Genomic DNA, 11,592 nt, shown 5'->3' with positions numbered 1-11,592 from the left:
TTCGCCGAGATCCACGGCCTTCGCTCCACCGGCGGCGATGAAGGTCACGTCGGTGATGCCGATCACGTTCAGGATCAAGCGCAGGTACTGGGACGCGATGTCACGATCACGGATCGGCGATCCCTCGGTGTAGACGCCTCCGGAAGCCAGCAGCACGGTGGCCTTCTTGCCGGTCAGCATGCCCTTGCCGTCCTGCCCAAGCGTCATGCCCTTGCGGACCACGTGGTCGACCCAGGCCTTCAGTGCGGCCGGGACGTTGTAGTTGTAGACCGGCGTGGCAATGACGAGGTGGTCTGCCGCCAGCAGTTCGGCGACAAGCTCGTCCGACAGGCTGAGCACCGCCTTCATCTCGGCGGAGTGCTTCTCGGCCGGCGTGAAGTACGCCTGGAGCCAAGGCGCGTTCACGAACGGCAGATCGGTCTCCATCAGGTCGCGATCCACGACGTGCCCGTCCGGGTGCGCCGAGCGCCAACGTGACACGAAGCGGCGGGTGAGATCGCGGGAGATGGAGTAGTCGCCGCGCGGACTGGTTTCGACGACGAGGAGGTTTGGCATGACGGATTTCCATAAGCGGCTCCGAGGGCGTCCGCCTGATCGGAGCGATTGAACTCCCGGCACGCTGAACCCCGGACGGTCTCTTGTGGAGCGATGAAAAACCGATCATCTCTATCGGCGGAGATGATGGATGATCGGAAGCCTCACGCTCGACCAGCTGCGGGTGCTGGCTACCATCGCCGAGACCGGCAGCTTCTCCGCCGCTGGCAGGAAGTTGAACCGAGCGCAATCCGCCATCAGCCAAGCCGTCGCGACGCTGGAGGGCGTCCAGGGCGTCACGCTCTTCGACCGGAGCGGGCATCGTCCGCTGCTGACCGAGGTCGGGCGCGCCCTGGTTGGCCAGGCACGCATCGTCCTCGCGAGCGCCGGTCGATTCGAGGCCTTGGCTGCGGGCACGCGCGAAGGCATCGAACCTGAACTCGCGGTCGCGATCGATCCGCTCATCCCCACGGCCCCTCTCATCGAGAGCCTCCGCGCACTCCGTGACACGTTCCCCCACCTGCCGGTCACGTTCTCGACCGAGGGCTTGAGAGGCGCCGAGCGACGGTTGCGCAAGGGCGAAGCCGCGCTGGCGTTCTGTCTCCTGCTCCCGGTGGTGCCCGAGGACGTCGTCGCCCTCCCGTTGCTCAGGGCGCGTCTGGTTCCGGTCGTGTCCCCAGACCATCCGCTCGCGCGGCTCGACCGTCCGGCGACGCGTGAGGACCTGCACCAGCACGTCCAACTCGTCCTGTCCGACCCAAACGCGCCGGACGGCCCGAGCTACGGGGTGATCGGCACGAAGGCTTGGCGCTTCGTCGACCTCGGCCGCCGCCTGGACTTCCTCCTGGCCGCCCTTGGCTGGTGCCGGATGCCCGAACATCTCGTCGCCTCGCACTTGGCCGACGGACGCCTCGTAGCCCTGCCGATGGCCGACGATCTCGGCCCGGCAGAACCGCTCACCATCTATGCCGCACACATGCGGGACAGAGCCCTTGGTCGGGCCGGTCGGTGGCTTCTTGAGGATCTTCGAAGCCGCGTGGACGCGCCCGAAGCCTGATGCGCTGGACCTGCGATCAGGGATGTCGTCGACGTTCCCGGAAGACTCAAAACGGCCTCAGCCCGGCTCGCGGCCTCTACCCCGGCGCTTTGAGCCGCAACGGAACCCTGGAGCCGCTGACATGGACGCAGCCTGGGCGCGAACGGATGCGGCGGCGGTCACATCCGGTCCTGGATCGCGATCGAGGCCGCAAGGGGCGCGGGCTCAAGCAGCATCGAAGATCGACATGGCCCGCCCGGTGGCTCCCCAGATGGACCGCACTCCCCTGCGGCCGGCGTACCTGATCCTCGACCTGCCTTAGTCCTTGGCTCGATAGGCCTCAGGGACGACGTATACTCGTCCGCTCGGCCATAGCCGCCATCGGGGACCTCCTCGATGAGGACCATCGTATGCGGTCGCGCCGCCTCGCCGAAATACTCCGCGAACATGGTCGTCACGCGATGGATGATCTTGTTTTTCTGAACCCTCGAAAGGGCGGCCTGCGGCACCTTGATGTTAGCGAATGGCATGGTGTTCTCCTGGTTGTCCTTGGGGAAGAAGGGGCCGGCTCAGCCCTGGCGAGCCTTGGCGGCGAACTCGTTCAGTTGCGTCACCGTCTGGTCGAAGCGTCCCTGGGCCTCGGCGAAGCGCAGGAAGCCGACGCGCTCGACCAGGATCTCGCGCGGCGTCGGTTCCTGGGCGAAGAGCGCCATCACCTCGTCGGCGAAGGCGTCGAGCGGCTGGTATCCCGGGCGGCTCTCCTGGCCCGGCGTCAGGCCGGTCTGCACCGCCGGCGGCGCGAGTTCGATCACCTCGACCTTGCCCTTCAGCACCTCCCGCATGGTGACGGTGTAGGAGTGGATTGCCGCCTTGGTGGCGTTGTAGGTCGGCGTGGTGAAGAGCGGCACGAAGGCCAGCCCCGAGGTCACGTTGACGATCGCCGCGTCGGACTCCCCGGCCAGGTGATCGATCAGGGCGTTGGTGAGCCGGATCGGTCCGAGCAGGTTGGTGTTGATCGTCGACTCCGCGTCGGCGAGGTCGCGCGACCGATCTAACTCTTCGAAGCGCATGATGCCGGCATTGTTGATCAGCACGTTGAGCGCGGGATGGGCGGCGAGCAGCCGCGCCGCGAAATCGGCGACGCCTTCGGCGCTGTCCACGTCGAGCCGGAGCGCATGCATGTTCGGGCGTCCGGCGATAACGCGCCGAAGCTCTTCCTCGCGACGTCCGGCGACGATGACGCTGTTGCCGCGATCGTGGAGTCGCTGGGCCAGCGCCGCGCCGATGCCCGAGCCGCCGCCCGTGATCAGGATTGTGTTGCCGGTCTGTTTCATGAGCCCTGCTCCTTCGGGGTGGTGGTGGGAGGAAGCTAGATCGTCTACGCTCCGCTGGAAAGTAGGCACCCGAAATATCCATACGCACCCAATGGAGAGCGGTCCGATGTCGAACCTGCCATTCAGCGACCCGGTGATCAGCCGAGCCCGCCGCATCGCGGAGCGTACCTCGCCGTCCGATTGCGATCCCAAGGTGGAAGCGCTGGTGAACGAGCTGATCGGCCGGGTGGCCGACAAGTGGACGATGATCATCCTTGAGGTGCTTGCCGAAAATGGAGAGTTGCGCTTCACCCAGCTTGGACGGCAGGTGGCCGGCATCAGCCAGAAGATGCTGACGCAGACGCTGCGCCAGATGGAGCGCGACGGCATGGTCACGCGGACCGTGCATGCCGTGGTGCCGCCGCGCGTCGACTATCGCCTCACCGACCTGGGGGCGAGCCTGGGCGCCGCCTTCTGTGGCGTTTGGATCTGGGCTCAAGACAACCTAGCCGGAGTCGAGGCGTCGCGGGTAGCGTTCGACACGAAGGTAGGATGACGTGCATCCGCGTCGGTCCGGGGCGCGGTATCGCTGAGGACGCTTCAAGCGACCGCCAAGTCCGCGTAAGCGGGGAGGGTTCTGGCGGAAAAGCAAGAGAGTGGTATCGCAAGCGCCGCCTTGTCGGCCGGCGCGCACGTGCTCGTAATGCGGGCACCTTCAGTGCTACCCGAGTCGGCGAAGGGCTGTATCAAAGAGGCTCGCAAGGGTTCTTACCCGGCTGATTCAGGGTGCGACAAGGTCGATGAGGCCGGCGCGGTGATCTGCGCCCGCCAACCTCGCGATCAACCGAATCCACCGTTCGGTTCTTGCGGTCAGGTCGATGCCCGCCATGGTCGGCGGCAGGCTTGGACGGACGCGAATACCTATTGCCCGCTTCTCTCACCGCGTCGTTTGAATGACCCGCTGACGGCGGCGTCTTCGCCGATTGTCACGCGTGACGTCGCGCGAAACCGTGGCGCCGTTGCGCGGCGATACCGGGTTTGGGTGCCTATAATGCGGTGGGACTTTGGCTGGCGGCTCGTTGATTCGCGCCTTGAACCATTGTCGGTCCCCCGCGACGAGGCTGATGTCCACGACGACAGGGCCAAGCACCGGGGCGTGGAGCAGACCTTCTTCCGGGATGATGCAAACGCAATAAGTGTCCCCATTCGTGGGCGCTTGGCGACAAAATGACGACCTGACGGGTTATGAAGAGCAGGAAGTGCTCGGCCAGAAGTTCGACAGCAGGTTGGCGTCGAGGTCGAGGATCTTGATGCAGTCGTTCGACGAGGCGAGGACGCTGCGGCGCGCCGCCGGCCACCCGGAATGCGGGCAAAGTGACGTGATGCAGCCACAGGACGGGACCGCCGCCCACGGCGAACAGCAACAGGACGAGGCCCGCGATGCTCACGCTTCGCCGCGCCAGGCTCCTTCGTGCAGGTCGGGTCAACTCTCCCGTCACGCCCGCCAAAAAGGCCGCCGTCTAGACCGGGCCAATTGATGAAGGTCGAGGAGAGGGTCGGCGGAATGATCGCATTTATGGTCGTCCCGTTGTGTCGAGCTTCGTTCCCTTGTCGGGATACGTTAGCTCGGTCGGTCGCGTCTCTTGCAACGGCCGTCAGCCGACCACCAGTCCGACCGCGAGGCGATGTGCAGCCGCCGGCCCTGCGTTCATGCGCCAGCCGCCGGATTCGGTGCGTGCCGTTTATCGAGCCTGCGGGCCTCGGCGGCCGGATCCCGGATGCTCGTCTCGTCCTTGCGCAGGACCTGATCCGCTTCGGCGAACCGCTCGTTTCGGCGGGGGAGACGTTGCTTCCGCCCGGGACGATCACCGGGATGTCCGCACCATCCTGCCTCTCCCGGAGACGGTGCAGGAAGGCGAAGCCGTCCATGACCGGCATCGTGAGGTCGAGCCGGATCAGGGTGGAGCGGCGCCGGGGTGACCGGCTCCACCGCCTCGGCCTCGTTGCCGGCCTCCTGGATGGTCCAGCCGTTCTTCTCCAGCACCGTCCTCCGATCTAAGCCGCACGCCGGCGTCGTCGTCCAGGCCATGAGACGTCCGGCGTTCTCGTTAAGCAGGCTTGATCAGGATGGCGCCTGCGATGACCTCGGAAAGATGCTCGGCGCGCGGGGCGAACGACGGTTGATCGTGAAGCCAAGCGAGCGCGCTCACCAGGGCGAAGAGGTCCGTGCCGTCGATGTCCGCACGCGCCATGCCCCCGGCTTGAGCGCGGACAAGGAGGTTCGTGCCTGCCGTCTTCATCGAGACGCAAGAAGCGTGGAGCGCGGAACCCGGCTCCGCTATGGCGGCCACCATCGAGGCGATGGCTCCCCTGTAGCCGTGGGTGACCGCCACGATCTCGCGCATCCACGACGTCAGTGCGTCCTCGGGCGATGTCGAGCCCTCCAGTGCGCGCGCCCGCACCGTCAGCTCGTCGAAGCTCGCGCGGAGCAAGGCTTCGAGCAGGACCTCCCGCCTCGGGAAGTGACGATAGAGCGTGCCGAGTCCCACGCCTGTCCGCCGCGCGATCTCGCGCAGCGACGCGTCCGCGCCCCCTTCGGTCACCGTCTCGCGCGCGACCGCCAGCAGGTGGTCGTAATTCTTCCGAGCGTCGGCTCGCATGGGCTTAACTTGACAAACGGGTCGGTGCTCCGGATATACGGGTCACTGCTCCGGTGCAAGTACCCCATTCGGGGTGAAGGTGGAAGCGATGTCGACACTGACGATGAAAGCGGTCCGATTCCGTGAGTTCGGCGGACCCGAGGTGCTGGTCTACGAGGACGCGCCGAAACCCGAGTCGAAGCCGGGCGAGGTGCTCGTTCGCGTGCACGCGGTCGGCATCAATCCCCCCGATTGGTACCTGCGCGACGGCTACAGGATGCTGCCTCCCGAGTGGCAGCCGCGTGTGCCGTTGCCCGCCATCCCGGGCACGGACATCTCGGGCGTCGTCGAGGCGGTCGGGGACGGCGTCGAGGGCTTCGCCGTCGGGGACGAGGTTTATTCGATGGTTCGCTTCCCCGGCGGGCTCGCGGGCGGCAGCAAGGCCTACGCCGAATACGTCAGCGTGCCGGCGTCGGAGGGCGCGATCAAGCCGGCCGGCATCGACCATCGGCATGCCGCCGGGGCGCCGATGTCCCTGCTCACCGCATGGCAGTTCCTGGTGGATTTGGGGCACGACGAACGGAACCCGTTACAGCCGAAGCAGCACGAGCCGGTGCAGCTTGATGGCAAGACCGTCCTCGTCAACGGCGCCGCCGGGGGCGTGGGGCACTTCGCGGTTCAGATCGCCAAGATCAAGGGCGCTCACGTCATCGCCGTGGCCTCGGGCAAGAACGAGGCGCTCCTGCGCGAACTCGGTGCCGACGAGTTCATCGATTACGCCAAGACACCTCCCGAGGAGGCGCACGACATCGATCTCGTCATCGACGCCCTCGGCGGACCGAGCACCGGTCGCTTCCTGCGCACGCTGAAGCGTGGCGGCGCCTTGTTCCCGGTGTTTCCCTTGGGCTTCTCGGGTGCGGAGGAAGTCGAGAGGCTGGGCGTCACCGTGTCGGCGACCCAGGTCCGCTCGAACGGCGCGCAATTGGCGGAACTCGGGCGCCTGCTCGATACCGGGACGATCCGCGTCGTCCTCGACAGCACTTATCCGCTCGCCGACGCGCGCAAAGCCCACGAACGGGCGGCCCAGGGGCACATCCAAGGCAAGATCGTGCTCAATGTCGAGAAAGCCGAAGCGTAAAGGCGTCCTTGCAGTCAAGGGCCCCGGTCATCAAGCCGTTCCGGTGACCTCGGCGGCGCACGCTTCGACCCGGTCCGCGCGATAGCCGTAGGTCCGGGATGCCTGTGCTTGATCGCCGGGGCTAAAGCCACGCCCTGCGAGACCCCGCCCCGCTTCGCGCCTCGCAGCGTCAGGGCTATGCCCGCGATCGCGACCGCGACCAGTATGAGGACGAAGAACACGTCGATGTAAGCCAGGAAGCTGGATTGCAACTCGACCATTTGGTCGATCCAGGCAGCGGCCGTCTGCGCGTCGCCCGTTCCGGGCAGCTGCTTCGTCGCGAAATAGCCCTGCACTTGCTTGAGCGACTGTCAGTAGATGGGGTTCCACGCGCCAACGTGCTCGGAGAGCCGGCTTCGGTGAAACTGTTCGCGACGGGCCAACACCGTCTGTGCCAACGACACGCCGATGGATCCGCCGAAATTCCGCGCCACGTTGATGAGTGCCGAGGCCTCATCGGTCTTGCCCGGAGGAAGACCGATGTACGACGAGGTGGTGACCGGAATAAAGAGGAGTGGCAGCCCGATCGCCACGTAGACGCGAGACCATGCGAAGAAGCCGAAATCGAGGTCCGCGTCGATCCGGGTCAGGTCGTGCATCGCGGGCGCGACGACGAGGGCGCCGGCCGCGATGAGGTATTTCGGTTGGATGAAGCCAAGCCTGCCGACCACGAACATTCCCACCATGGTCACGACGCCGCCGGGTGACAGCGCCAAGCCCGAGAGCGTGGCCGTGCTCGACATGGTTCCTGATCTGATATGCGAGGTTGAAAGCCATGCCTTCAGAGGCGCAATGCCCTTCTCGACATTGATGCGTGCAGACACCGGACTTCCCATCACCCCCATCGCTGCAAGCAGGGCTGCGTGGTGGATCGAACCCTTGCGTAAGCTAGAGGCTACGTGTCCAGCCCCTAGTACGGAACCCGCCTGTACGGACAGCACGACGCATCGTCGCCATCCAAACGTGTCGTCAGTGAGGTTAAGCGGCTTGGCCACCGGCGATAACGCCGCATGGCCAGACGCCTGACCCGCTCCTAATCTCGACGACCTGGACTTTGGGCTTTGCAATGACCGCTGTCGATCTCACCGTGCCGGCGACTCTGAAGTGGACCAGCCGGGAGAGGGCGTGCGAGCGCCACCTTCTGTCGCTGCGGGATGCCGTCAGGGTCGCGATGCAGGAGCTGCGCAACGGCGAGTTTCTCACGGCGTACATCGTCACAGCGAAGGAGGCTTACCAGGGCGACGAGATCGTCGAACTCTTCCAGCGGGGCGGGATCGTGGTGAGGCGGTTCGCGCTGTTCTGATTCTTAGAGAGTGCCTACAGGAGAATTGCCTTGCCGAATGCTTCCCTCCTACGGCTTCGTGATGTCCGAGGCACATCTAGACCCTGAAACGATTAATCTTTTTCCGCGCAGTGTGACCATGGCAGGCCGATCCCCACGTCTGGACGCAATTTGATACTCATGCGGCAACCGGCGCCGAGTGATGCTCGACGCGTTCTCCGGACAACATTGTCGCGATCTGGTCGGCAGACATGGGCCGGCCAAACAACCAACCCTGTCCGATATCGCAGCCAAGATCGCGCAGACAGCCCGCGATCGTCTCAGTCTCGATCCCCTCCGCGACCGTCACAAGGCCCAGACTTCGACCGAGTCCCACTACGGCGGAGACGATCTTGCCGCTGTCGATGTCGTCGGTCATTCCAGCCACAAAGCTCCGGTCGATCTTGATCTTGTCGAAAGGCAGCGATTGCAGGTGCCTCAGACTGGAGTAGCCCGTGCCGAAGTCGTCAATGGCAAGGCGCACGCCCAAGACCTTGAGCTGTCCGAGCGATGCCCGGGCGAGGGCGAGATCGCCGACGAGCGCGCTTTCGGTGACCTCGAGTTCAAGACGGCTCGGAAGCAGACCTGTCTCATTGAGGACGTCGCGAATAGCTTCTGGAAGACCAGGGTCACAGAGCTGCACCGGCGACAGATTGCAGGCGAGCGTGATGGCATGCGGCCAGTTTGCTGCTTCGCGGCAGGCCTGTCGCATCAGGCGTTCCGTTAGGGCGCCGATCAGGCCGAGATCCTCGGCGAGCGGAATGAAGACGTCCGGCGGCACCATCCCACGGGTTGGGTGGGGCCACCGCGCCAGCATCTCGAACCCGACCACCGCACCGGTCCGGAGATCAACCAGCGGCTGGTAATGCGGCACGATCGCGTCTTGGGCAACAGCCTGCCGCAGGTCGCGCTCGAGCAAAACCCGCGACCGCATCTCCGCATCCATTTCTGGTTCGAAGGTGCGGACGCATCGGCGACCGTCGAGCTTCGCCCTGGACAGGGCGACGTCAGCTCGGTGCATGAGATCGCTTACAGGCATGAAGGGGACGTCCTGGACCGAGATGCCGACGCTGGCACCAATCTGGACCGCGGTGCCGTTAATGACGAACGGATCCGCAAGGATCATGACGATGCGTGCCGCTACGGCGTCCGCCTCACTCCCTGACTGCAGCAAGGCCCTGTCCTGGCCGAGCACTAGCGCGAATTCGTCTCCGCCGAGACGAGCCAGCAGGTCGCCTCCACGTACGAGGCCGCGCAGGCGTGTCGCAACCAGCTTCAGCACCTCGTCGCCGGCGTCGTGACCAAAGGTTTCATTGACGGATTTGAAGCGGTCGAGATCGATCAACAGCAGGGCTCGGCCTTGGGGTGTCTGTTCAGCCAGGATGACCTCAGCCACTTCGTAGAACCGCTGGCGGTTCGGCAGGCCGGTGAGGATGTCGGTACGAGCCACTGTGATGATGCGTGCCTGAGCCTTTTTAAGCCGCGCGCGCCACAGAACCCACAGGCCGGCCGCAACCAGCACCACGGCCGCGAGCGCCAACCCCCATGCTTCGAGCCACGCACGGTCGGTGAGGGCGTCTGTGCGGGCTGCGTTGAAGGCGGCGAGATCCTGCTCAAAGCCATCGATGCCCGACGCGTAAACGTCCTTGAGATAGGCGAATTCTGGTCCATCGAGCAGCGCGCGTGCGGATGCGAGATCGCCGCCCTCGGCGAGCGAGAGCGCACGCCGTTCCATGGTGACGAGGTCGCGGTGGGCCTCGCCGGTGGTGCTGGCCAGTGCCCCACGCGTCTCCGGTGAGGCCAGCCCAGCCGCCTCGGCGATGGCCGCGTCGAGCTTCGGGAGCGCTTCGTTGTAGCGGTCTGCCCAGTAGTGCTCGCCCGTGGCAGCGGCGAGGCGCGCGGACGCGGTCATCCATTCATCGAGATAGGCGATGCTGCCGCGCAGCTCCGCGACCCGGAGCGCATGCTGGCTGGCCGCCCGAGCCTCGTCGCGAAGCTGCCTGCCGGTGCAGCCAAGCCCGACGACGAGCGACACTGCCGCCAGTAGAGTTCCAGACACAAACAGCCGGCCAAGCCGCTTCTGTAGCAGGTGGGCCGGCCATGCATCGACGTGATTTCGGAGCAAGCGCATGGGACGATGATGCGCGCACAACCTTTCAGCCGCTTGCGTGGCCGAAGCTTTACTCAGCTATGCCGAAGCCAGCCTTAACGAGGCCGTTACATTGCCATTGCAAGAAGGTCGTATATTCCGTGTTCCACTTGAAGAACTCGGTCACTTCTCCAAGACTGCCTCGAGGGAGGATCAACGGCATGAGAGCATCAAAATTGGATATAGAGCCCGACGGTGCGCCCCGGTGAGGAAGGCTTTCGAAGCCCTTCAGACATGCCCCTTCACTTTCCGAAGCCAATAGCCGATGCCCCTGACGGTCTCGATCGTGATGCCAGGATCGATAGGACCGAGCCGCCGTCGCAGTCGCGACATCACGAGCTCAACGGCGTTGGTTGAGATTTCCTCCCCGAATCCCGACATGGCGGTCTCGATCTGATTTTTCGGCACGACGCAGTCTGCATGGCGGAGCAGCAATGCGAGCAGGGAGCGTTCACGTGGCGGGATCCCCACGAAATTGCCTTCAACACGGACCGACCCGGAGGCGGGGTCAAATTGGAGACGGCTGAATTCGATCCTGTCCGCCCAGCGCAAGCCGCTTCGTCGTAGCAGGGCGCGACAGCGCGCCAGAACCTCGATGTGATTGAAGGGCTTCATCAGGATATCGTCGGCGCCGCAGTCGAGCGCATCGACACGATCCTCGATTGATTCTCTTGCGGTGAAAACGAAGTTTGGTACGGACGAGCCGTGTGCCCGAAGGGATTTGATCAAGGATCTGCCATCGCCGTCGGGCAGGCCGAGGTCGACGAGGATCAGATCATAGGCGATCGAGCGCGAGGCCTCCGTGGCCGCAACGATCGTGCCGACCGTGTCCAGCATCCAACCGACGCCACGGATTTGCTCGGTCAGCAGATCGCCAAGATGTGTCCCTTCCTCCACCAGCAGCAATCGCATTCCAAGCCTCCCGCCCGGGCGTGTCCAGCTTGCGTCCCATTCTCATCCTGATTGTCGCGCGCCAATCCTCCCACCGCGGCCGTTCGCTCGGTCATCATGGCTCATCGAGCGGGCGTAGGTCACCCAGCCGAGCGGCGCGTCGTGACAGGCTGCTGAGGACCTTTACCGAATGCTATCCCTGTTCACGGATTGTCTGGCACAGATCAGTCAGAAGAAACGAGCCCGGCGTATCTCCCATAAGCGGGAGGAAGCGAGTGCTTACAAGGATCTCACGGTGGGTTGGGTCTGAAGCACAGCAGGGAAGCCGGGCGCGGCACATCCTGCTCGGGATCTCCTGTGTCACGCTCGCGGCGCTCTGCCTCATCTTCGGGCTCGTCACCTTGCAGGCACGGCGGAACGTCGGCCGCGACGTGACCCTTGCGGCCAGCAATCTTGCCTCGGCCGTGGCCCATGACGTCGACCGCAACTTCGAACTCCTCGACCTTTCCCTTAAAGCCTTGATGTCGAGCTG

13 protein-coding genes and 1 pseudogene are annotated in these 11,592 nt (G+C 64.9%); 5 read left to right on the top strand and 9 right to left on the bottom strand.

Annotation, left to right across the window (positions count from 1 at the left end; translation table 11 throughout):
• Positions 1–555, bottom strand: a 555-nt coding sequence (locus tag M8523_RS34440) for an FMN-dependent NADH-azoreductase (RefSeq protein WP_282589330.1), incomplete at its 3' end; no start/stop codon positions are given.
• 130 nt (positions 556–685) lie between these two features.
• Between M8523_RS34440 and M8523_RS34435 the strand changes: the two genes are divergently transcribed.
• Positions 686–1,591, top strand: a complete 906-nt coding sequence (locus tag M8523_RS34435; RefSeq protein ID WP_282589329.1) for a LysR family transcriptional regulator — start codon at positions 686–688, stop codon at positions 1,589–1,591.
• 297 nt (positions 1,592–1,888) lie between these two features.
• Here M8523_RS34435 and M8523_RS34430 read toward each other — a convergent pair.
• Together M8523_RS34430 and M8523_RS34425 are read right to left on the bottom strand one after the other, a co-directional pair.
• A pseudogene (locus tag M8523_RS34430) lies at positions 1,889–2,100 on the bottom strand (tautomerase family protein).
• A gap of 39 nt (positions 2,101–2,139) precedes the next feature.
• Positions 2,140–2,904: an SDR family oxidoreductase gene (locus M8523_RS34425; protein ID WP_282589328.1), complete on the bottom strand. Its 765-nt coding sequence runs from the start codon at positions 2,902–2,904 to the stop codon at positions 2,140–2,142.
• Between the two features lie 106 nt (positions 2,905–3,010).
• Between M8523_RS34425 and M8523_RS34420 the strand changes: the two genes are divergently transcribed.
• The gene (locus M8523_RS34420) at positions 3,011–3,439 is read left to right on the top strand and encodes a winged helix-turn-helix transcriptional regulator (RefSeq protein WP_282589327.1); all 429 of its coding nucleotides are present in this window, start codon (positions 3,011–3,013) and stop codon (positions 3,437–3,439) included.
• A 1,152-nt stretch (positions 3,440–4,591) separates the two neighbouring features.
• On the opposite strand, the gene M8523_RS34415 is transcribed toward M8523_RS34420, so the two are convergent.
• Together M8523_RS34415 and M8523_RS34410 are read right to left on the bottom strand one after the other, a co-directional pair.
• Positions 4,592–4,927, bottom strand: coding sequence for a hypothetical protein (locus M8523_RS34415; RefSeq protein WP_282589326.1), 336 nt, complete (start codon positions 4,925–4,927; stop codon positions 4,592–4,594).
• A 64-nt stretch (positions 4,928–4,991) separates the two neighbouring features.
• Positions 4,992–5,543, bottom strand: a complete 552-nt coding sequence (locus M8523_RS34410) for a TetR/AcrR family transcriptional regulator (protein ID WP_282589325.1) — start codon at positions 5,541–5,543, stop codon at positions 4,992–4,994.
• Between the two features lie 88 nt (positions 5,544–5,631).
• Here M8523_RS34410 and M8523_RS34405 point away from each other — a divergent pair, with 88 nt between their 5' ends.
• Entirely contained in the window at positions 5,632–6,660 is a 1,029-nt protein-coding gene (locus M8523_RS34405) for an NADP-dependent oxidoreductase (protein ID WP_282589324.1), read from the top strand.
• 14 nt (positions 6,661–6,674) lie between these two features.
• On the opposite strand, the gene M8523_RS34400 is transcribed toward M8523_RS34405, so the two are convergent.
• Both M8523_RS34400 and M8523_RS34395 read right to left on the bottom strand, forming a co-directional pair.
• Positions 6,675–6,995: a hypothetical protein gene (locus M8523_RS34400; RefSeq protein WP_282589323.1), complete on the bottom strand. Its 321-nt coding sequence runs from the start codon at positions 6,993–6,995 to the stop codon at positions 6,675–6,677.
• 15 nt (positions 6,996–7,010) lie between these two features.
• Complete coding sequence (locus M8523_RS34395) at positions 7,011–7,442, bottom strand: MFS transporter (protein WP_282589322.1); 432 nt, start codon at positions 7,440–7,442, stop codon at positions 7,011–7,013.
• Positions 7,443–7,765: 323 nt separating this feature from the next.
• On the opposite strand from M8523_RS34395, the gene M8523_RS34390 reads away from it, so the two are divergent.
• Entirely contained in the window at positions 7,766–8,002 is a 237-nt protein-coding gene (locus M8523_RS34390; RefSeq protein WP_282589321.1) for a hypothetical protein, read from the top strand.
• Between the two features lie 157 nt (positions 8,003–8,159).
• Here M8523_RS34390 and M8523_RS34385 read toward each other — a convergent pair whose 3' ends face one another.
• On the bottom strand, positions 8,160–10,151 hold the full coding sequence (locus tag M8523_RS34385; RefSeq protein WP_282589320.1) for a putative bifunctional diguanylate cyclase/phosphodiesterase: 1,992 nt from the start codon (positions 10,149–10,151) through the stop codon (positions 8,160–8,162).
• Positions 10,152–10,397: 246 nt separating this feature from the next.
• A complete protein-coding gene (locus tag M8523_RS34380; protein WP_282589319.1) occupies positions 10,398–11,081 on the bottom strand; it encodes a response regulator transcription factor in 684 nt (227 codons plus the stop codon).
• 254 nt (positions 11,082–11,335) lie between these two features.
• On the opposite strand from M8523_RS34380, the gene M8523_RS34375 reads away from it, so the two are divergent.
• The coding region (locus tag M8523_RS34375; RefSeq protein ID WP_282589318.1) for a hypothetical protein at positions 11,336–11,592 on the top strand (257 nt) is incomplete at its 3' end.

The sequence above is a fragment of the Lichenifustis flavocetrariae genome, from assembly GCF_026130545.1.
In the GTDB taxonomy this organism is placed as follows: domain Bacteria; phylum Pseudomonadota; class Alphaproteobacteria; order Rhizobiales; family Beijerinckiaceae; genus Lichenihabitans; species Lichenihabitans flavocetrariae.
This window is presented reverse-complemented; position numbering and strand designations above follow the sequence as displayed.

Excerpts from the sequence above, each read along its gene's own strand:
- M8523_RS34410 (WP_282589325.1), bottom strand. The coding sequence starts at position 5,543 with ATGCGAGCCGACGCTCGGAAGAATTACGACCACCTGCTGGCGGTCGCG.
- M8523_RS34405 (WP_282589324.1), top strand. The coding sequence starts at position 5,632 with ATGTCGACACTGACGATGAAAGCGGTCCGATTCCGTGAGTTCGGCGGA.
- M8523_RS34395 (WP_282589322.1), bottom strand. The coding sequence starts at position 7,442 with ATGTCGAGCACGGCCACGCTCTCGGGCTTGGCGCTGTCACCCGGCGGC.
- M8523_RS34435 (WP_282589329.1), top strand. The coding sequence starts at position 686 with ATGATCGGAAGCCTCACGCTCGACCAGCTGCGGGTGCTGGCTACCATC.
- M8523_RS34420 (WP_282589327.1), top strand. The coding sequence starts at position 3,011 with ATGTCGAACCTGCCATTCAGCGACCCGGTGATCAGCCGAGCCCGCCGC.
- M8523_RS34425 (WP_282589328.1), bottom strand. The coding sequence starts at position 2,904 with ATGAAACAGACCGGCAACACAATCCTGATCACGGGCGGCGGCTCGGGC.
- M8523_RS34380 (WP_282589319.1), bottom strand. The coding sequence starts at position 11,081 with ATGCGATTGCTGCTGGTGGAGGAAGGGACACATCTTGGCGATCTGCTG.
- M8523_RS34390 (WP_282589321.1), top strand. The coding sequence starts at position 7,766 with ATGACCGCTGTCGATCTCACCGTGCCGGCGACTCTGAAGTGGACCAGC.
- M8523_RS34385 (WP_282589320.1), bottom strand. The coding sequence starts at position 10,151 with ATGCGCTTGCTCCGAAATCACGTCGATGCATGGCCGGCCCACCTGCTA.